Origin of the sequence: Pseudomonas sp. LW8 (assembly GCF_041956865.1) — a bacterium.
Classification (GTDB): domain Bacteria; phylum Pseudomonadota; class Gammaproteobacteria; order Pseudomonadales; family Pseudomonadaceae; genus Aquipseudomonas; species Aquipseudomonas siliginis.
Genome location: NZ_CP168138.1, coordinates 4,672,672 through 4,690,816, shown reverse-complemented (window position 1 = coordinate 4,690,816; position 18,145 = coordinate 4,672,672). Strand labels below are relative to the sequence as shown.

Sequence of the window (18,145 nt, the reverse complement as noted above, 5' to 3'; positions counted from 1 at the left end):
ACCATGCAAGGCGCTCATCTCAGACATCAGCCACCCGCACCCGGCCGCAAGCCGGTGCCGCGGGGTGCCAGCCGAATGGTGGCGAAAGAGCCGATGTCCGCGCGCCTGCCGAAAGCCAATTTCAGCTTTCTGAAAAGTCTGTTCTGGCCGGTGCTGCTGGTGGCGCTGGGCTTTGGTACGTACGAAGGCGCGCAGCGTTTGCTGCCGTACGCCGACCGGCCGATCAGCAAGATCGCGGTGCAGGGCGACCTCAGCTACATCAGCCAGCAGGCGGTGCAGCAGCGGATCGCGCCGTTCGTGGCGTCGAGCTTCTTCACCATCGACCTCGCCGGTATGCGTACCGAGCTTGAGCAGATGCCCTGGATCGCCCACGCCGAAGTGCGTCGGGTGTGGCCGGATCAGGTGGTGATCCGCCTCGAAGAGCAATTGCCGGTGGCGCGTTGGGGCGACGAGTCGTTGCTCAACAACCAGGGCCAGGCGTTCACGCCCAAGGAACTGGCGAACTACGAACACCTGCCGCAGCTGTTCGGCCCACAACGGGCTCAGCAGCAGGTGATGCAGCAGTATCAGGTGCTGAGCCAGATGTTGCGCCCGCTGGGTTTTTCGATTGCACGCCTGGAATTGCGTGAACGCGGCAGCTGGTTCCTGACCACCGGTGCCGGCAGTTCCGGCCCCGGCATAGAGTTGCTGCTGGGACGCGGCAACCTGGTGGAAAAGATGCGCCGCTTTATCGCCATCTATGACAAGACGCTGAAAGAGCAGATTACGAACATTGCGCGCATCGATCTGCGCTACGCCAACGGCCTCGCTGTTGGCTGGCGGGAACCCGTAGCGCCGACGACAGCCCAACCCGCTGTCGCAAAGAATTAAGAAGAGGCAGGACCCATGGCAAACGTGCAAAGCGGCAAAATGATCGTCGGTCTGGATATCGGCACCTCCAAAGTGGTGGCGCTGGTAGGCGAGGTCGCGGACGACGGCCAGCTGGAAATCGTCGGGATCGGTACGCATCCGTCCCGCGGCTTGAAGAAGGGCGTGGTGGTCAACATCGAATCCACCGTGCAGTCGATCCAGCGCGCGATCGAAGAAGCCCAACTGATGGCCGGCTGCCGCATTCACTCGGCGTTCGTCGGCGTTGCGGGCAATCACATCCGCAGCCTGAACTCCCACGGCATCGTCGCGATCCGTGATCGCGAAGTCAGCTCGGCTGACCTTGAGCGTGTGCTCGACGCCGCTCAGGCCGTGGCGATCCCGGCTGACCAGCGCGTGCTGCACACTCTGCCGCAGGATTACGTGATCGATAACCAGGAAGGCGTGCGCGAGCCTCTGGGCATGTCCGGCGTGCGTCTGGAAGCCAAGGTTCACGTGGTCACCTGCGCCGTCAACGCTGCACAGAACATTGAAAAATGCGTGCGCCGCTGCGGTCTGGAAATCGACGACATCATTCTTGAGCAACTGGCCTCGGCCTACTCGGTCCTCACCGACGACGAGAAAGAACTGGGCGTGTGCCTGGTCGACATCGGCGGCGGCACCACCGACATCGCGATCTTCACCGAAGGCGCGATCCGTCACACCGCGGTGATCCCGATTGCCGGTGATCAAGTGACCAACGACATCGCCATGGCGTTGCGCACCCCGACCCAGTACGCCGAAGAGATCAAGATCCGTTACGCCTGCGCCCTGGCCAAACTGGCCGGTGCCGGTGAAACCATCAAGGTGCCGAGCGTTGGCGACCGTCCACCGCGTGAGCTGTCGCGTCAGGCCTTGGCCGAAGTGGTCGAGCCGCGTTACGACGAACTGTTCACCCTGATCCAGGCCGAGCTGCGTCGCAGCGGCTACGAAGACCTGATCCCGGCGGGCATCGTGCTCACCGGTGGTACTTCGAAAATGGAAGGCGCCACTGAACTGGCCGAAGAAATCTTCCACATGCCGGTGCGCCTCGGTGTACCGCATGGCGTGAAAGGTCTGGATGACGTGGTGCGCAACCCGATTTATTCCACTGGCGTCGGCTTGTTGATGTACGGCCTGCAAAAGCAGTCCGATGGAGTTTCGTTCTCCGGCATCGGCAGCCGCGACAGCTACAGCAGCGAAGAGCCTCAGGCGCCGCTGCTGGACCGACTGAAAAAGTGGGTTCAGGGCAATTTTTAAAAGCTTTACCGCAACACCGCTACAAACAGCAGTAGGCGAAAAAACTAGAGAATGTAAGGAGAGGGAAAATGTTCGAACTCGTAGACAACATCCCCGCAAGCCCGGTAATCAAAGTTATCGGTGTCGGCGGTGGCGGCGGCAACGCTGTCAATCACATGGTCAAGAGCAACATCGAAGGCGTTGAGTTCATCTGCGCCAACACCGATGCTCAAGCGCTGAAAAACATCGGCGCGCGGACCATCCTGCAACTGGGCACCGGCGTGACCAAGGGCCTGGGTGCCGGCGCCAATCCTGAAGTCGGCCGTCAAGCCGCTCTGGAAGACCGTGAGCGCATCGCTGAAGTGCTGGCCGGCACCAACATGGTGTTCATCACCACCGGCATGGGCGGCGGTACCGGTACCGGTGCAGCGCCGATCATCGCCGAAGTGGCCAAGGAAATGGGCATCCTGACCGTTGCGGTCGTGACCCGTCCGTTCCCGTTCGAAGGCCGCAAGCGTATGCAGATCGCCGACGAAGGCATTCGCATGCTTTCCGAAAGCGTCGACTCGCTGATCACCATTCCGAACGAAAAACTGCTGACCATCCTCGGCAAAGACGCAAGCCTCTTGTCGGCTTTCGCCAAGGCTGACGATGTACTGGCCGGTGCCGTTCGCGGTATCTCCGACATCATCAAGCGTCCGGGCATGATCAACGTCGACTTCGCCGACGTGCGCACCGTGATGAGCGAAATGGGCATGGCGATGATGGGCACTGGCTGCGCCAGCGGTCCGAACCGTGCACGTGAAGCCACCGAAGCGGCAATCCGCAACCCGCTGCTGGAAGACGTCAACCTGCAAGGCGCGCGCGGCATTCTGGTGAACATCACCGCCGGTCCTGACCTGTCCCTGGGTGAGTACTCCGACGTTGGTTCGATCATCGAAGCCTTCGCTTCCGAGCACGCGATGGTCAAGGTCGGTACCGTTATCGATCCGGACATGCGCGACGAGCTGCACGTGACTGTGGTTGCCACCGGTCTGGGCGCGAAAATCGAGAAGCCTGTAAAGGTCATCGACAACACCGTTCACACCTCCATGGCTTCGGCGCAGGTGCAACAACCGGCTCCGGCCCGTCAGGAGCAGCCAGCGGTGAACTACCGTGATCTGGACCGTCCGACCGTCATGCGCAACCAGGCTCAGGCCGGTGCTGCGGCTGCCGCGAAGATGAATCCGCAGGATGACCTGGATTACCTGGACATTCCGGCATTCCTGCGTCGTCAGGCCGATTGATGGAATGTATCAGGGCTATGAAGGTGATTGGTGTTCAGCAAAGGCATGGTCTGCTATCATCGCCAGCCTTTGTTGATACCAGTTCGCAATTTGCGCTGAAGCGGCCCAAGCCATGATTAAACAACGCACACTGAAAAATATTATCCGTGCCACAGGTGTAGGCCTGCATTCCGGCGAGAAGGTCTATCTGACCCTCAAGCCTGCGCCTGTCGACACTGGCATTGTGTTTTGTCGCGCTGACCTCGACCCTGTGGTGCAGATTCCTGCCCGCGCGGAAAACGTCGGTGAAACCACTATGTCGACGACGCTGATCAATGGCGACGTCAAAGTGGACACGGTAGAGCACTTGCTCTCGGCCATGGCTGGCCTGGGCATCGATAACGCCTACGTCGAGCTCTCCGCGTCCGAAGTCCCGATCATGGATGGCAGCGCTGGACCCTTCGTATTCCTGATTCAATCGGCAGGCCTGGAAGAACAGGACGCCGCCAAGAAATTCATCCGCATCCTGCGTGAAGTGACAGTGGAAGACGGCGACAAGCGCGCCACTTTCGTCCCTTTCGAAGGCTTCAAGGTGAGCTTCGAGATCGATTTCGATCACCCGGTATTCCGGGACCGCACCCAGAGTGCAAGCGTGGATTTTTCCAGCACTTCGTTCGTAAAAGAAGTCAGCCGCGCCCGTACCTTTGGTTTCATGAGTGACATCGAGTACCTGCGCAAGCACAACCTCGCACTCGGCGGCAGCGTGGAAAACGCGATCGTGGTCGACGCTGATGGCGTGTTGAACGAAGACGGTCTTCGTTATGAAGACGAATTCGTCAAACACAAGATCCTAGACGCGATTGGCGACCTGTACCTGCTGGGCAACAGCCTGATTGGTGAGTTCAAAGGCTTCAAGTCCGGTCATGCACTGAACAACCAGCTGCTGCGCAAATTGATTGAGCAGACAGATGCGTGGGAAGTGGTGACGTTCGAAGACGCCAGCACCGCACCGATCTCTTACATGCGCCCGGTTGCGGCGGTGTAAGTAAAAAACCTCTCTAGTTTTTTGAAGGCCATCCTCGGATGGCCTTTTTTTATGCCTGTGGTTTCTCTAGTGCCTGATCAGGCCTCTTCGCGAGCAGGCTCGCTCCCACCTTTGAAAAGCATTCCAACCGTGGGAGCGAGCCTGCTCGCGAAGGCGCCGGTGCCTTCACCCTGGAAACATCAGGCTGACACCACAACGCGATTACGCCCGCCTTCCTTGGCCTGATACAGCGCCTTGTCTGCTGCAAACAGCAGCTGCTCCAGGGTCATCTCGCTCGCCGTCGTCCATGTGGCCATGCCGATACTCACGGTCATCGCCCGCTCAGCGCCTTCAACCCATGGCAAGTTTTCCACAGCCCGGCGAATCTGCTCGGCGATCTGCTGCGCCCCGGCGCTGTCGGTCTCGGCGAGAATCACCGAAAATTCTTCACCGCCATACCGCGCGACCAAATCCGCCGGGCGCCGCACGTTCGCGGTGATTACCTTGGCCAGTTCGCGCAACACCTGATCCCCAGCCTGATGGCCATGGCGGTCATTGAAGGCCTTGAAGTGGTCAGCATCGATCATCATCACCGACAGCGGCTGGCCGGAGCGCTGCGCGCGGAACCATTCGTGGCGCAGGGTCTGGTCGAGCATGCGTCGGTTGGCAACGCCGGTCAGATCATCGGTGGCAGCCAGTTGCGCCAGTTCGCGTTCGGCGCGATGGCGCAAACGCAGTTCCCGAGCGAGCAGCCAGGTCAGCCACAACAGCCCCAGGCACAAGACGCCGGTGGCGCCGCTGATCAGGATCGCCGTGCGCCGCCAAGTGCCGAACACCTCCTCGCTGGACAGCGCGACCATCACCGTCAACGGCAGATTGCCCACCCGCGAGTAGGTATAGAGCCGGCGTTGTTTATCCATGCTCGAGGTACTGGTGAAACTGCCGCTGCCATCGCGATCGTTGAGAATCCGCACGACGTTGGGCCGGTTGCCGAAACTCTTGCCGACCGAATCGCTTTGCAAATAGGGCTTCTGCGCGAGCAGCACGCCATCGCTGTTGATGATGTTCAGTGTGCTGTCGGTGCCGATGTCGAGGCTTTTGAACAGGTCGTCGAAGTAGTCGAGTTTCAGCGACGCCACCGCTACGCCGAGGAATTCACCGGTCTGCGAGGAGATGCGCCGGCTGAAGCTGATCCGCCACTGATCGGCCTCTTCGCAATCGCAACGGGTCTTGAACGGGCGGCTGATGAACATGCCCATGTCACGGTTGAACGCATGGGCGAGGAAATAATCGCGGTCGGCGAAATTGCCCGGTTTCGGTTCGATGCGCGAGGAGTCGGCGATAACCTCGCCATGCTTGTCGAGCAGGAGGATGTCGCCCTTGAAACGCGCGGTGGCAGAGCGATCGAACAGTGCCAGATGACGGATCTGCGGCGAGACGTTCTGCAGGTCGTCACGCTGAGCGGCGGCGATCAGGCCTTGCAGCGTCAGGTCGTACAGCTCGACGGTGCGCAGCACATCGGCATCGATCAATTGCGCAATCGTGGTGGCGCGGCGCGTGGCGACTTCCTGCGCACTGGCGTACTCGCGGATCAGCAGAAATGTGACGATGCACACCATCGCAATCACCGTCAGCAGGCTGCCGAGGATCAGCAGGCGCTCGGGGCGACCGGTAAGGCCTGTGATGGAAGGCGTGCGGCTGGTGATCATGATGGGGAGCCGGTTGAAGTGGTTTCATAAGCTTAGTTGGGCTGACGCCGGACGAACCTGTGGGAGCGAGCCTGCTCGCGAAAGCGGTGTGTCATTCAACACAGATGTTGACTGACAATCAGCTTTCGCGAGCAGGCTCGCTCCCACAGGGTAGATCACAGGATCTGAAAAACGCAGCGCCGATCTTAGAAGACGTTGACCGGGTAGTCGATGATCACGCGGTATTCATCTGTATCCGAATCAATCGCGCCGTAGCCGTTGCCGCCACGGTTGGTCGCCCATTGCAGGCGCACCGCCAGGTTCTTGGCCTGGCCGCTTTGCACGACGTACTGCAAATCGATGTCGCGTTCCCAATGCTTGGCGTTATGGCCGTCGGCGCTGTACCAGCTGGAATAGCCTGCGCTGTTCGGGTCGGCTTTGGTCAGATCCACCGTGCCGCGTGAATAGGACAGCGCCGAGGTCAATCCGGGCATGCCGAGGCCAGTGAAGTCGTAAGCGTACTTGAGCTTCCAGGAGCGTTCGTTCGGGCCGTTGAAGTCCGAATACTGCTGCGAGTTGTCGAGGTAAACGCTGTCGCCCTGGCTGATGTAGTCGAACGGCGTGTTGCCGTTGACCCGCTGATAGGCGGCAGTGACGCTGTGGCTGCCGATGCCGACGGTGAGATGCGCGCTCCAGGTGTTGTTGTCGATATCGCCGAGCAGCGCATCACCGGTGTCTTGCGTGTGATAGAAGTGCACGCCCGGGTTGAGGCTTATCACATCGTTCAAGTGCCAGGTGTAGTCGAGGTCGTAGTAGTACTGGTTCCAGATGTCCTTGAGCTCGGACGCGTAAAGGCTGCTCGTCAGGCCTTCAACGCCGCTCCAGGCCACTCCGGCCCAGTTCAAGTGTTGGCTGTCATCGCCATCGGCGAGCGTGCCGTAGGACGTGCCGATTCGGGTATGACCGCTCTGGTTATACGGCTTGGTGAAACTGGCCTGGCCACCTTCGATCAGCCAGCCGTCGAAGCTGCGGTTACTCAGGCTGATGCCACGAAAGGTCTGCGGCAGCATCCGCGTGTCGCCGCCGGCAATCACCGGGTTGGTGAGGAACAGGTCACCGGCCTTCAGTTCGGTATCGAATGCTCGCAGCTTCAGGGTCCCGCCGGCGGTTGAAAACGAGCCCGGCGCTTTGCCGTTGCCGTCGCTGATCGGCAGGATGCTCGAACCGTCGGTACCGCCTCCGCCATCGAGTTTCAAGCCGAGCATGGCATGAGCATCGACGCCGAAGCCGACCGTGCCTTCGGTATAACCCGATTCGAAAACCCCGAGAAAACCTTGCCCCCATTCAATGTTGTCGTCCGCTTTCTGCAAGCGGTTGCGATTCATGTAGTAGTTGCGGGCATTGAGGCTGAGGCTTGAGCCTTCGACGAAACCTTGTTCAGCGAGCTCGTCGGCGTGGACAGCGGGGGCAATCGTTGCGGCAATTGCAATGAACAGCGGGGTGAGGCAGGCAGGGTAAAACACGTGCGGTGGAGCTCCTTGGGTCAGCGGGCCGCTCTGGTTCATGAGCGGCTTGATGTTTCTTGTTTTTTCAGACGCGCCAGACGGCTTTCAGACCACAACGAAAAAAGGCCGCTGAATGGCAGCGGCCTGGAGTGACGACGGTTGAACGGGAAGAGCCAAACAACCGCGTCGAGGGAAACCTTTCGCGGTGAGACTCAGCTGTCTTTCTCGAGCGCTTGAGCCTGGGAAGTAGCGGCTTGCGGGGATTGCGTCGCGTCTTGAGCCTTGGCCATCACTTCGGCCTGATGCTGATCGAATGCCTGTGCGCGCGCGACGTTGTGCGCCACGAACGCTTGCGATTCTTCAGCCATCGCCATCGGCGACAGGATCAATGAGGACAAAACGAATGCGCTGGCAATACCCATACTGTTGGACATCTTGAAAACCTTCTCGCTTGGCGAGTGCTGTTTGGTGCGGGCAAAGATAAGGTTGCCGAGGGTTGGGAAACAGCGCGATTTTCATAAATGACTGTTACAGCAAAAGCAAAGATCGGCACGGGTAACAACCCGGTCTGTGCGTGATGGTGGCCTGTGGCGAGGGGATTTATCCCCGTTGGGCTGCGAAGCGGCCCCAAGAATTCCAGCCTCAAAGATTCTTAGAGCTTGTGCACAGGATTTGCGACTGCTGCGCAGCCGAGCGGGGATAAATCCCCTCGCCACAGGGCTTGGCTGAGCATTCAGACCGGGAGATGGATGCCAAAGGTGTTCATGCCCCGATCACTGCGCACAAACACATCCCCGCCATGCATCAGCGCGATCGCCCTGACGATCGCCAGCCCCAGCCCGTGGTTATTGCCGCTGTTGCTGCGCGAAGCATCGACCCGATAAAACCGTTCGAACAATCTCGGCAGATGCTCGCTGGCAATCGGCGTCCCGGGATTGGCCACGCCAATGCTCACCTGGTGTTCTTCAACCTCGATGCGCACCTCGATCACCTGGCCCGGATCGGTATGCTGCACCGCGTTGCTGAGCAAGTTGATCAACGCCCGGCGCAGGTGCGCGACCTCGATTTGCACTTGCGCATCGCCGCTGACCTGCACTTCAACCTGCGCGTCCTCAAGAATGAAATCCAGATAGTCCAGTGTCGTCGCCACCTCATCAGCCAGTGACGTCGAGGTCAGTTTGGTCGCCTTGTTGCCCTGATCGGCGCTGGCCAGAAACAGCATGTCGTTGATGATCGAGCGCAGTCGCTCAAGCTCTTCGAGATTGGATTGCAGCACTTCGAAATAGTGTTCGGCGGAGCGCCCGCGAGTCAGTGCGACCTGGGTCTGGCCGATCAGGTTGGTCAGCGGCGAACGCAGTTCATGGGCGACGTCGGCGTTGAACGATTCCAGCCGCGAATAGGCCAGTTCAACCCGTTCCAGAGTTGAGTTGAACGATTCGACAAACTGCTCCAGTTCCGGCGGCAGCGGCGACAGACGCAAGCGCCCGGCGCGCAGTGGTGGTGCCAGACGCTGGGCTTCCTGCGACAGTTTGATCAACGGCTTCAGACCGATTCTTGCGACCCAATAGCCCAATGCCGAGGCCAGCAGCACCCCGACAATCGCCAGACTGATCAGGGCGATGAGCAAGTGATGCTGGGTCTGATGCAGCGTCTCGGTGTCGATGCCGATCATGAAGCGCAGCGGCGGGCGCTGATCCTTGGCCGGGAACTGACTGACCAGCACTTTCAGTGGGTAGGGTTGATCGGGCAGTTGCAGATCGTGCATGCCCAACGGGCCATTGATGGCGGCACGAATCTGCGGGGTGAGATTGCCGTATTCGTAGCGCGGATCACCGCTGCTGATCCAGAAACTGATGCGCTTGTCTTCCTCGCCGAGCAGTTTGAGCTTGTTGTTGATCTTCACCCAATGCTCCGGCGTGCCGTAACGCCCGACGGTGGATTCGAGCACGCTGTACCGCGCATCCAGCTCGGCTTCGGGCAACAATCCCAAGCCCTTTTCGACCTGTTGATACAGCGCGCCGCCAATTAACAGAAACACCACCAGCGCCACCAGCGTGAACATGCCGCTCAGGCGCAAGGCAATCGAGTTACTGGACACCACGGCTCTCCAGCACATAACCCATGCCGCGAATGGTGTGCAGCAGTTTTTCGTTGAACGGCCCGTCGAGCTTGGCGCGCAGGCGTTTGATCGCGACTTCGACGACGTTGGCGTCACTGTCGAAATTGATGTCCCAGACCATTTCCGCGATGGCGGTTTTCGAGAGAATTTCGCCTTGGCGCCGGGCGAGCACACTGAGCAGGGAAAATTCTTTCGCCGTCAGGTCCAGGCGCGTGCCGGCGCGGGTGGCCTTGCGGCTGATCAAATCGATCCACAGGTCGGCGATGGTCACTTGCACCGGTTCGTGGCCGCCGCTGCGCCGGGTCAGCGCTTGCAGGCGGGCGACCAGTTCGAGAAAGGAAAACGGTTTGCCGAGATAATCGTCGGCGCCGTCGCGCAGGCCCTTTATCCGATCTTCGACGCGCTCGCGGGCGGTGAGCATGATCACCGGGGTCTGCTTGCGCGCACGCAATGCGCGCAGTACGCCGAAGCCATCGAGCCCCGGCAACATGACGTCGAGGACGATCACGGCGTAATCGCATTCCAGCGCCAGATGCAGGCCTTCGACGCCGTCGCGGGCAAGGTCCACGGTATAGCCCTGTTCGGTCAGGCCCCGGTGCAGATAGTCCGCGGTTTTTTCTTCGTCTTCGATAATCAGAACGCGCATGACCGCCTCAGTCTGTGGTCGCCAGTGCCGTTGCGGGCGTTGGGGCTGGTGGGTGTGAGTGCCGGTGAAACAGCCGCTCGAGCCATAAGTATATGACCGGCGTGGTGAACAGCGTCAGCATCTGGCTGACCAGCAAACCACCGACCACGGCAATGCCCAACGGCTGGCGCAGTTCGGCGCCGGTGCCGTAACCGAGCATCAGCGGCAATGCGCCGAGCAGGGCGGCGAGGGTGGTCATGATGATTGGCCGGAACCGGGTGATGCACGCTTCGAAAATCGCCTCCTGCGGCGCCAGGCCGCGCTGGCGCTGCGCCTCGAGCGCAAAGTCGATCATCAGGATGCCGTTCTTTTTGACGATGCCGATCAGCAGCACCAGACCGATCAACGCCATGATCGAAAAGTCCTGGCCGCAGATCCACAGCATGATCACCGCGCCGAGGCCTGCTGCCGGCAGGGTCGAAATGATCGTCAGCGGATGCACGAAGCTTTCATAAAGCACGCCGAGAATGATGTACACCGCCACCAGCGCCGCGAGAATCAGCCATGGCTGGCTGGCCAGCGAACTCTGGAACGCCTGCGCCGCGCCCTGGAAATTGCCGCTGATCGCGGTGGGCATGCCGATCTCGGCCTTGGCCTGATTGAGCTGAATCACCGCATCGCCCAATGCCACGCCGGGGGCGAGGTTGAATGACATGTTGGCGGCGGGGAACATGCCGTCATGGGCAATCGACAGCGGGCCGATGGTCGGCGCGTCGAATCGGGCCAGCGCCGACAGCGGCACCATTTCCCCACTGAGTGGTGAGCGCAGGTAAAAATAGTTGAGGCTTTCGGCCTTGCCGCGTTGTTTGGTATCCAGTTCCAGAATCACGTTGTACTGATTGACCTGGGTCTGGAATTCATTGATCTGCCGTTGGCCGAACGCATCGTACAGCGCCTCGTCGACATCGCTGGCGGTCAGGCCGAAACGCGCGGCGGCGCTGCGATCGATGCTGATGTGGGTGATGCTGCCGCCCAGTTGCAGATCGTTGGAAATGTCGCGGAATGCCGGATTGCTGCGCAGTTTCTCGGTCAGGCGCTGGGTCCAGGTGGCGAGGGTCGCGCCGTCGTTGCTCTTGAGTACGTATTGGTACTGCGCACGGCTAGGGCCGGAGCTGAGGTTGATGTCCTGCCCGGCGCGGAGATACAGGACGATGCCGGGGACTTTCATCAGTTGCGGGCGGATGCGATCGATGAACTGGCTGGCGCTGACATCGCGATCGCCACGTTTTTTCAGGGCGATCCAGAAGCGCCCGTTGGCGATAGTCTGGTTGCTGCCGGAAACCCCGACCGAGTGCGAGAACGCCTGCACCGCCGGATCGGCTGCAACGATTTCGGCCATCGCCAAGTGTTTTTTCACCATGTCGCCGTAGGAAATATCCGCAGCGGCTTCGGTGGTGCCGAGGACAAAACCGGTGTCCTGCACCGGGAAAAATCCCTTGGGAATGAAAATGTAACCGGCAACAGCCAGCGCCAGCGAAAGACCGAACACACCAATCATCAATTTCTGATGATCGAGGGCGCGGCGCAGGCCTTTTTCGTACCAGCCGAGCAAGCGCTCGCTGAAACCCGGTTTGGCGCTGGCGTGATGCACCGGTTTGCGCATGTACAGCGCAGCAAGGGTTGGCGCCAGCGTCAGCGACACCACCACCGAAATCATGATGGTCGATGTCGCGGTCAGGGCGAATTCCTTGAACAGCCGCCCGACTACACCGCCCATGAACAGCAGCGGAATGAATGCCGCCACCAGCGAGAAACTGATCGAAACGACGGTGAAGCTAATCTCGCCGGCTCCCTTGATCGCCGCCTCGCGCATATCGTCACCGGCCTCGAGATGGCGATGAATATTTTCCACCACCACGATCGCATCGTCCACAACGAAGCCGACCGCGACGACGATCGCCACCAGCGTCAGGTTGTTCAGGCTGAAGCCGAGGACGTACATCAGGGCGAAACTGGCGATCAGCGAGACACCGAGCACCGCCGAGACAATCAGCGTCGCCGATAACTGGCGCAGGAACAGCGCCATGACCGCGACCACCAGCAGGATCGCGATCAGCAAAGTGATTTCCACTTCATGCAGCGAGGCGCGAATGGTCTGCGTGCGGTCGATCAGGGTTTTCACCTGCACCGAGGCCGGCAGCATCGCTTCGAGGCCGGGCAGGGCGGCTTGAATGCGGTCGACGGTTTCAACGATGTTGGCGCCGGGCTGGCGGAAAATCACCAGATTCACACCAGGTCGATCTCCGGCCCAGGCCTGCACGTAGGCATCTTCCGCACCGTTGACGACTTTGGCGACATCGCGCAGGTGAACCGGGGCGCCATCCTTGTAGGAAACGATGAGTTGGCTGTAGTCCTCGGGGTGGAACAACTGATCGTTGGTCGACAGCGTCGAGATGCTCGATTCGCCGTACAACGCACCTTTGGCCAGGTTGAGGCTGGTCTGCTGAATCGCCAGCCGAATGTCGGCCAGCGTCAGGCCAATCGCCGCGAGTTTGTCCGCCGAAGCTTGTACGCGAATCGCCGGGCGTTGCTGACCGGTGATGTTGATCTGGCCGACGCCGTCGATCTGACTGATCTGACGCGAGAGCAGGGTTTCCACCAGGTCGCTGAGTTCGGTGCCGGGCATTTGCGTCGAGCTGACGCTGAGGATCAGCACCGGGCTATCGGCCGGGTTGACCTTTTTCCATGTGGGCAGCGTCGGCATGTCTTTGGGCAACTTGCCGGCGGCGGTATTGATCGCCGCCTGCACTTCCTGGGCGGCGGTGTCGATGCTTTTGTCGAGAGTGAACTGCAAGGTCAGCAGGGTTGAGCCCAGCGCGCTGCTCGAGGTCATCTGGGTCATGCCGGGGATGGCGCTGAATTGCACCTCCAGCGGCGTCGCCACCGAGGAAGCCATGGTGTCGGGGCTGGCGCCGGGCAACTGCGCCGACACTTGAATTGTAGGAAACTCCGCTTCCGGCAGTGGCGCAATCGGCAAACGCGGGAAGGCAATTACGCCGACCAGTACCAGAGCGAACGTCAGCAAAATCGTCGCTACCGGGTGATCGATGCACCAGGTCGAGATGCCTTTATGCGAGTTCATGGCTTGGGCTCCGCCTGCACCACTTGCGGCGGCTCGCTCATGATTTGCACGCTCGACCCCGGCTTGAGCCGCGACTGCCCGTCGGTCACCAGTACGTCACCGGCGTTGACGCCTTTGATGATGTCCTGGCCGCTGCCCTGATAAACCATTTGCACCGGCACTGCCTCGACCTTGTCGTCCTTCACGCGGTAAACGAAGTGTTGTTCGAGGCCTCGCTGTACGACGGTGGGCGGAACCACCAGCGCGTCTTTATCCACAGCGGTCTGAATTTTTACCGTCACCAGCAAACCCGGCCAGAGCTTCTGGCTGGCATTGGCGAATTCGGCCTTGGCGCGGATGGTGCCGGTGTTGGCGTTGATCTGGTTGTCGATCAGGGTCAGCTGACCTTCGCCGAGCAAATTGCCGGTTTCGCCATCGGTGTCGGCGCCGATGTAAGCCTTGACCGGGGCGCGTTGCGGGTCGCTGATCAGGCTTTGCAGGGTCGGCAGCATCTGCTGCGGCAGGGAGAACTCGACGGCGATCGGGTCGATCTGCGTGACGGTGAACAGGCCCTGGGTGTCGGTCATGCGCAGGAAGTTGCCTTCATCGACCGTACGAATACCGACGCGCCCAGTAACCGGAGAGCGAATCTGCGTGTAGGACAGTTGCACCTGCGCCGCATCGATCGAGGCCTGATTGCCTTGCGCAGTGGCTTTGAGCTGATTGACCAAGGCCTGTTGCTGGTCGAAGGTCTGTTTCGATACGCCGTCGTCGACGCTGAGCAGTTTGTAGCGCTTGAGATTGACCAGCGCGACCTGCAACTGCGCCTGACTCTCGCCCAACTGCGCCCGGGCCTGGTCGAGGCTGGCGCGGATCGAGCGGTCGTCAATGGTCGCGAGCAGGTCGCCTGCTTTGACCCGTTGGCCTTCCTTGACCAGAATTTTCGTCAGAATGCCGTCGATCTGCGAACGCACCACCACGCTGTGCAGCGAAAGCACCGAGCCGATGCCGCTGGTGTAGCGCGGCACGTCTTTGGCGCTGACCGTTACGACGCGTACCGGGATGGCGGTCGGTGTAGCCAGTTTGGCCGGCGCCGGTTTCAGCGCGAACCACAGGCCGGCGGCTGCCAGCAGAATCAGGAGAGTGGCCAGCAGGATTTTGTTTTTCTGGATGGACATGCGCGGCGCCGAAGTCTGGAGTTTGGGCAGATTGACCAGTTATAAACCGCTCAGGCGGTCGGCAGGGTGACGGCTGGCTGTCAGGATTGTCAGTTTCGTTTGTATAGATGGGGAGTAGCAGTGTGCGGCGATGGTCTTGTGTTGGATTCGCCCCTCACCCCAGCCCTCTCCCCAAGGAGAGGGAGCCGATTTGTGGGCTTTTCGAACCTGAGTTCGACTCGGTATCCCATGTCGGCGAACCTCGAGTAAACACCTCGGTCTGTCCCCTCCCCAGGGCGAGGGTTACGGTGAGGGGAAACCATTCAGCGCACCGTGCAAATCTTCAGATGCCGAGCCACAGCGCACAGGTATACTGCGCGCCTTTGCGGCTCACTGATCGGGCCGACTTTATGTTCCCGGAGCTTTTATGACTTCCCCGACCCAACCGCCGGTTGACGACGCTGTGAGCGACGTCCCGGCTGAAGTGGCTGACGCCAGCGAAACCAAGGCCGAGATCCCGGCGTTCAAGTTCCCGTTCAAGCCGGGCGAGCTTGCCTCGGCGAAAGGCTCGAATCAGCCGTGGTACAAGAATGGCGCGAAGAATGGCCACACCAAAACCCCGGGCATGGCGCCGCCGGGGACGCGTCGGTCGATGGGTAAGCGCTGACATCGGAAAGTGATGGTGCTTGTGCTGGCCTCTTCGCGAGCAGGCTCGCTCCCACAGGTTTTGTGTTTGGCGCAGATCCAATGTGGGAGCGAGCCTGCTCGCGAATGCGACAGCCGCTACAGCACAAATGTCAGATCAAGCCGCGCGCAATGAAATGAACGCATAAGTCTGCGCCGGTTCAGTCACCACCAGCCCACCCGCAGCCAGCACCTGTCCGGCCACGTCATCGCCGGACAAATGAAACAGCCATTCACTGGTTTGCGCCGCTAGCGGTTGCGCGCTCACTTGGTCGATCACTGCCGCAAAGGCATCCATGTTCGGCAAGTACGCGGTGAACCCGTCGCCCTTGAGCGCCGTGGTGCGAATTCCCAGGGTTGCGCAGATCGCATCCTTGAGTTTGATCTCATCCCGATCCGCCTGACGCGAACGCTGAATCAACTCAACCAGTTCCCGATCAACCAACTCGCCCCCCACAATCAGCTCCGGTCCCTGTTCCCAGGACTCCGGTGGGCAATCCTTGGCAGCAGGATTGAGCGGGATGTGCGGATTGATTTCCGCCGGGTAAATCCGGCACACCAGCGGGCGACGCTCGTAGATCCGGCAGCGCTTTTCGTCGTCAAGATTCCGGCAGGGGCCGACGTTGTAGGCGGCAAAGGTGATCGCCACGTGAGCATCAGTAGTGCCACTGCGGACCACCGCCGAACGGCGCTCGGCATGTTCGCGCTGTTGCGCTGGCAGCCCCAGGCCATTGCCGAGAAAAGCCTCGGCCAGCACGATCACCTGACCGCCATCCGCCGCCCACATGCGGGCTTCGGCGAGCGTCAGCGGGACATGGTGATCGGTGCAGCATTTGCCGCAACCTACGCAGGAAAACGTCGTATTCATTGAGCGATCTGTCTTCAATCAGGGTGTGAAACGGTGGCGGAAAACCACCGCACAGGGCCGGGTCGAAGCAAGTTGTGCGCCATTCACTGAGGTTTGGCGGTCGGGCGAATCGAATCCCACTCGGTGACGTACGCGGTTTTCGACTGTTTGTTGTACAGGCACAGCTCGCTGCCTTGCTGGCCTTTCATGTGTTTTTGCGGGTATTGGCCTTGCAGCAGAACGGCGGTGTAACCGACGCGGTCGTCGAATTGCGCCGGTGTGCCGACCGGTTTGACGTTTTTCAGGCCGCTGGCCTTGGTGCAGCTGGCGAGGACGGTCTTGTCATAGGCAGCCCAGGCGTCGGGGCTGGAGGCATGGGCCTGGGAGGCGAGGGCGATGAGGCTGAGCAGCGCCAGGGTGATGGCTTTCATGGTTGGGGCATCCTTGGTTATGGCCAAGGTTGGAGTCTGTCGGATAGCGGAAGTTGCCAGTGCTGCCCTTCGCGAGCAGGCTCGCTCCCACAGTTTGAAATGCAATCCACCTGTGGGAGCGAGCCTGCTCGCGAAAGCGGTAGATCAGTCGGGCACAGGCTCGCGCCGAACCACAACCATCCCGGCATTTTCATACAACCGCCGCGCCCGCAGGTTGTCCTCCAGAACCCGCAAATCGACAAACCCCTCGCGCCGCTGTTGAAAGACGCTGAAGGCATGCAGCAACAACGCGCGTCCAAGCCCCCGGCCCTGCATTCGCGGGTGCACCACCAGATTCTTGATATACGCACTGGTCCAGCACTGCGCCACGCCCACCACACCCTCGGCATCGCAGGCGACGAAACACAGCGCTGGATCGTATTCAGGGTCGCTGGCAAAGCGCCGCTGCCAATCGTCCAGTGACGGCACTCGACCGCCACCTTCCAGCTGTCCGAGCTGCATCAGCTGATGCACTGCCGGCGCCAGTTCCTCGCGGTAGACGGACAGCTCAATCCCGTCCGGCCACTGAGCATCCGGCAGAGGTCCACTCAAGTCGCGGCGCAGCAGAAAGCAAAACGTCTCGGCCAAGACTCAGTGCCCGTTGGCCGCGACGTGCTTGGCGGCTTCGATCAGGCGTTGGGTCAGCTCCGGCGAGGAGAACTTGGTCAGCACCGCGTTGGCACCGGCCAGGCGAGCTTTTTCACTGTTCATCGCGCTGTCGAGCGAGGTATGCAGCAAGACGTACAAGTGAGCGAAATCCGGGGTTTCGCGCAGGGTACGGGTGAAGGCGTAGCCGTCCATTTCCGACATTTCGATGTCGGAGACGATCAGATTGATCTGCTGCGCGGTGCCTTGCAGGTCGAGCAGGCAGTCGATGGCTTCCTTGGCACTGCGCGCGGTGTGGCATTGCAGGCCGAGGTTGCGCAGGGTGTGCACCGATTGCTGCAGGGCCACCTGGCTGTCATCGACCACCAGAATGCGCGCGTTGCCGAGCACTTCGGCGTCTTCCATGGTCAGGTCGGTCGGCGCCATTTCGATCTGCGCCGGGGCGATGCTGTGGATGACTTTTTCGATATCCAGCACCTGCACCAGCGTGCCGTCCACCGAGGTCACGCCGGTGATGTAGGCACGCGAGCCGCCGGAGCCGAACGGTGGCGGCTTGATGTCGGTGGTCAGGCAATGGACGATCTTGCTCACCGCCTGCACATGCAAACCCTGCTTGGAACGGCTGACATCGGTGACGATCAGGCAGCCACCGTTGGGATCTTCCAGCGGCCGCTCGCCGATCGCGCGGCTGAGGTCGATCACCGACAGCGATGCACCGCGCAGCGAGGCGATGCCTTTGACGTGCGGGTGCGACTCCGGCAGCTTGGTCAGCGGCGGGCAGGGAATGATTTCACTGACTTTCAGCAGGTTGATCGCCATCAGCTTGCCGCTGCGCAAGGTAAACAGCAGAAGCGAAAGTGAATCTGCGCGGGCTTTGGTGGAGGACATAAGAACCTTCTGTGGGGCGAGA

Annotated in this window: 16 protein-coding genes; 5 read left to right on the top strand and 11 right to left on the bottom strand. The window is 60.7% G+C overall.

Annotation, left to right across the window (positions count from 1 at the left end; all coding sequences use genetic code 11):
• The first annotated feature begins 3 nt into the window (after positions 1-3).
• From AB9L16_RS21115 to lpxC, 4 genes are all read left to right on the top strand, one after another.
• The gene (locus tag AB9L16_RS21115; RefSeq protein WP_039761388.1) at positions 4-870 is read left to right on the top strand and encodes a cell division protein FtsQ/DivIB; all 867 of its coding nucleotides are present in this window, start codon (positions 4-6) and stop codon (positions 868-870) included.
• A 15-nt stretch (positions 871-885) separates the two neighbouring features.
• Positions 886-2,145 (top strand): cell division protein FtsA, encoded by a 1,260-nt coding sequence (ftsA, locus tag AB9L16_RS21110; RefSeq protein WP_016773282.1) that lies wholly within the window; start codon positions 886-888, stop codon positions 2,143-2,145.
• A gap of 68 nt (positions 2,146-2,213) precedes the next feature.
• Positions 2,214-3,410, top strand: coding sequence for a cell division protein FtsZ (ftsZ, locus tag AB9L16_RS21105; RefSeq protein ID WP_016773283.1), 1,197 nt, complete (start codon positions 2,214-2,216; stop codon positions 3,408-3,410).
• Between the two features lie 112 nt (positions 3,411-3,522).
• The gene (lpxC, locus tag AB9L16_RS21100) at positions 3,523-4,434 is read left to right on the top strand and encodes a UDP-3-O-acyl-N-acetylglucosamine deacetylase (protein WP_007916984.1); all 912 of its coding nucleotides are present in this window, start codon (positions 3,523-3,525) and stop codon (positions 4,432-4,434) included.
• Positions 4,435-4,613: 179 nt separating this feature from the next.
• On the opposite strand, the gene AB9L16_RS21095 is transcribed toward lpxC, so the two are convergent.
• The 7 genes from AB9L16_RS21095 to AB9L16_RS21065 form a co-directional block, all read right to left on the bottom strand.
• Positions 4,614-6,122, bottom strand: coding sequence for a sensor domain-containing diguanylate cyclase (locus tag AB9L16_RS21095; RefSeq protein WP_375122667.1), 1,509 nt, complete (start codon positions 6,120-6,122; stop codon positions 4,614-4,616).
• A gap of 185 nt (positions 6,123-6,307) precedes the next feature.
• Positions 6,308-7,624 (bottom strand): OprD family porin, encoded by a 1,317-nt coding sequence (locus AB9L16_RS21090; RefSeq protein ID WP_375122666.1) that lies wholly within the window; start codon positions 7,622-7,624, stop codon positions 6,308-6,310.
• A gap of 194 nt (positions 7,625-7,818) precedes the next feature.
• Positions 7,819-8,040 carry a hypothetical protein gene (locus AB9L16_RS21085; protein WP_016773285.1) on the bottom strand — a complete coding sequence of 74 codons (222 nt, stop codon included), beginning with the start codon at positions 8,038-8,040 and terminating at the stop codon, positions 7,819-7,821.
• 299 nt (positions 8,041-8,339) lie between these two features.
• Positions 8,340-9,704 (bottom strand): heavy metal sensor histidine kinase, encoded by a 1,365-nt coding sequence (locus AB9L16_RS21080; protein WP_375122665.1) that lies wholly within the window; start codon positions 9,702-9,704, stop codon positions 8,340-8,342.
• The gene (locus AB9L16_RS21075; RefSeq protein WP_016773287.1) at positions 9,694-10,371 is read right to left on the bottom strand and encodes a heavy metal response regulator transcription factor; all 678 of its coding nucleotides are present in this window, start codon (positions 10,369-10,371) and stop codon (positions 9,694-9,696) included. Before AB9L16_RS21075 ends, AB9L16_RS21080 begins: the two co-directional genes overlap by 11 nt.
• Positions 10,372-10,378: 7 nt before the next feature.
• Positions 10,379-13,492, bottom strand: a complete 3,114-nt coding sequence (locus AB9L16_RS21070; RefSeq protein WP_375122664.1) for a multidrug efflux RND transporter permease subunit — start codon at positions 13,490-13,492, stop codon at positions 10,379-10,381.
• Positions 13,489-14,649: an efflux RND transporter periplasmic adaptor subunit gene (locus AB9L16_RS21065; protein ID WP_252886782.1), complete on the bottom strand. Its 1,161-nt coding sequence runs from the start codon at positions 14,647-14,649 to the stop codon at positions 13,489-13,491. Before AB9L16_RS21065 ends, AB9L16_RS21070 begins: the two co-directional genes overlap by 4 nt.
• Before the next feature lie 406 nt (positions 14,650-15,055).
• Here AB9L16_RS21065 and AB9L16_RS21060 point away from each other — a divergent pair, with 406 nt between their 5' ends.
• Positions 15,056-15,295 (top strand): hypothetical protein, encoded by a 240-nt coding sequence (locus tag AB9L16_RS21060; RefSeq protein WP_016773292.1) that lies wholly within the window; start codon positions 15,056-15,058, stop codon positions 15,293-15,295.
• Positions 15,296-15,430: 135 nt separating this feature from the next.
• Here the strand turns inward: AB9L16_RS21060 and AB9L16_RS21055 are convergent, their stop codons facing one another.
• The 4 genes from AB9L16_RS21055 to AB9L16_RS21040 all read right to left on the bottom strand — a co-directional run bounded on the left by AB9L16_RS21055 (position 15,431) and on the right by AB9L16_RS21040 (position 18,123).
• Positions 15,431-16,180, bottom strand: a complete 750-nt coding sequence (locus AB9L16_RS21055; protein WP_252886781.1) for a YkgJ family cysteine cluster protein — start codon at positions 16,178-16,180, stop codon at positions 15,431-15,433.
• Between the two features lie 83 nt (positions 16,181-16,263).
• Positions 16,264-16,590, bottom strand: coding sequence for a hypothetical protein (locus AB9L16_RS21050; protein ID WP_056790191.1), 327 nt, complete (start codon positions 16,588-16,590; stop codon positions 16,264-16,266).
• 144 nt (positions 16,591-16,734) lie between these two features.
• A complete protein-coding gene (locus tag AB9L16_RS21045) occupies positions 16,735-17,217 on the bottom strand; it encodes a GNAT family N-acetyltransferase (protein ID WP_236168920.1) in 483 nt (160 codons plus the stop codon).
• Between the two features lie 3 nt (positions 17,218-17,220).
• Complete coding sequence (locus tag AB9L16_RS21040; protein ID WP_016773296.1) at positions 17,221-18,123, bottom strand: chemotaxis protein CheV; 903 nt, start codon at positions 18,121-18,123, stop codon at positions 17,221-17,223.
• Positions 18,124-18,145: the final 22 nt, after the last annotated feature.

Excerpts from the sequence above, each read along its gene's own strand:
- AB9L16_RS21115 (WP_039761388.1), top strand. The coding sequence starts at position 4 with ATGCAAGGCGCTCATCTCAGACATCAGCCACCCGCACCCGGCCGCAAG.
- AB9L16_RS21095 (WP_375122667.1), bottom strand. The coding sequence starts at position 6,122 with ATGATCACCAGCCGCACGCCTTCCATCACAGGCCTTACCGGTCGCCCC.
- ftsA (WP_016773282.1), top strand. The coding sequence starts at position 886 with ATGGCAAACGTGCAAAGCGGCAAAATGATCGTCGGTCTGGATATCGGC.
- AB9L16_RS21085 (WP_016773285.1), bottom strand. The coding sequence starts at position 8,040 with ATGTCCAACAGTATGGGTATTGCCAGCGCATTCGTTTTGTCCTCATTG.
- AB9L16_RS21060 (WP_016773292.1), top strand. The coding sequence starts at position 15,056 with ATGACTTCCCCGACCCAACCGCCGGTTGACGACGCTGTGAGCGACGTC.
- lpxC (WP_007916984.1), top strand. The coding sequence starts at position 3,523 with ATGATTAAACAACGCACACTGAAAAATATTATCCGTGCCACAGGTGTA.
- AB9L16_RS21040 (WP_016773296.1), bottom strand. The coding sequence starts at position 18,123 with ATGTCCTCCACCAAAGCCCGCGCAGATTCACTTTCGCTTCTGCTGTTT.
- AB9L16_RS21050 (WP_056790191.1), bottom strand. The coding sequence starts at position 16,590 with ATGAAAGCCATCACCCTGGCGCTGCTCAGCCTCATCGCCCTCGCCTCC.
- AB9L16_RS21075 (WP_016773287.1), bottom strand. The coding sequence starts at position 10,371 with ATGCGCGTTCTGATTATCGAAGACGAAGAAAAAACCGCGGACTATCTG.
- AB9L16_RS21055 (WP_252886781.1), bottom strand. The coding sequence starts at position 16,180 with ATGAATACGACGTTTTCCTGCGTAGGTTGCGGCAAATGCTGCACCGAT.
- AB9L16_RS21065 (WP_252886782.1), bottom strand. The coding sequence starts at position 14,649 with ATGTCCATCCAGAAAAACAAAATCCTGCTGGCCACTCTCCTGATTCTG.
- ftsZ (WP_016773283.1), top strand. The coding sequence starts at position 2,214 with ATGTTCGAACTCGTAGACAACATCCCCGCAAGCCCGGTAATCAAAGTT.
- AB9L16_RS21070 (WP_375122664.1), bottom strand. The coding sequence starts at position 13,492 with ATGAACTCGCATAAAGGCATCTCGACCTGGTGCATCGATCACCCGGTA.